This window comes from Streptomyces tateyamensis (genome assembly GCF_003205575.1).
Lineage (GTDB): Bacteria > Actinomycetota > Actinomycetes > Streptomycetales > Streptomycetaceae > Kitasatospora > Kitasatospora tateyamensis.
Map to the genome: position 1 here is coordinate 1 of NZ_PYBW01000092.1, position 984 is coordinate 984.

The following is a 984-nucleotide window of genomic DNA, read 5'->3' on the forward strand; positions in this document are numbered from 1 at the left end:
CCGGCCCTAGACGAGTAGTTCCGATGTGATTAGTGGTCGTAGGCGATCAGCGAGCGGGTGACCGGTGCGCCGATCAGGTTGTTGTGCCAGCTCCCTGCGGCCATCGCCAAGATCCGCTGGGCGACGCGGATCGCGACGCCCTCGATGGTCCGCCCGCCGTGTTGTTCCAGGTCAAGCTGCCCCTTGAGGGTGTCGTTGACCGACTCGATCAGCTGGCGGACCTTCTTGAGCATCGGCTCGCCGTATCGCTCCCTCTCGCGCTTGCGCGAAGGCCGCAGCAGCTCGATGCCTTGACCGAGAAGCTCCCGCTCGAACGGTTTGGACGCGAAGCCCTTGTCCGAGATGAGCAGGATGCCCTCGCGGGCGTCGACCAAGTCGGCGTCGACCTCCAACATCGCGGACAGCACCTCGCGCTCGCCGATCTTCGCGGACGCCAGCGCCCACATGATCGGCATCCCCGTGGGCGTGCAGACGAGGTAGAGCCGAAGTCCCCAGAAGAACCGGGAATGTGACGCGCAGTAGCCGTACTGAGCCCAGCCTGCCAGGTTCGAGCGCTGCACTGTCGGGCGCGACATCCCGCACGGGACCGGTGTCGAGTCGACGATCCAGTGGTTGTCGAACCAGAAGTCGCTGTCCATGGCCAGCTCCCGGATCATGCGCTTGAGCAGCGGAAGCGCGGACCGCAGGCGCTTGTTGTAGCCGGGTCGCAGCGGCAGGTAAGGGAACATGCCGGCCAGATGCTTGTTCGCGTACCGCAGCCACCGGGCCTCGGAATGGAACCCGAGGAGCGCTTGCGCGACCGCCAGGCAGAGCAGCTCGCTGTCGCTCAGTAGCGGTGGCGTGCCCATCCATCGGGTTCCTCCGATCTCGTCGTCAACCTTCACGTAGAGTGCGGTCAAGAGGGTTTCGAGGTCTGTCGTCACACACGGATCATCGGGACCCTCTTGCTGTTTCCGCAGCCAGACATCGGAACTACTCGTCTAG

The 984-nt window shown here is 64.6% G+C and carries 1 protein-coding gene; it reads right to left on the reverse strand.

Annotated elements, in window-relative coordinates; all coding sequences use genetic code 11:
* Positions 1–29: 29 nt before the first annotated feature.
* On the reverse strand, positions 30–923 hold the full coding sequence (locus C7C46_RS23745) for an IS982 family transposase (protein WP_110671939.1): 894 nt from the start codon (positions 921–923) through the stop codon (positions 30–32).
* Between the last annotated feature and the right edge of the window lie 61 nt (positions 924–984).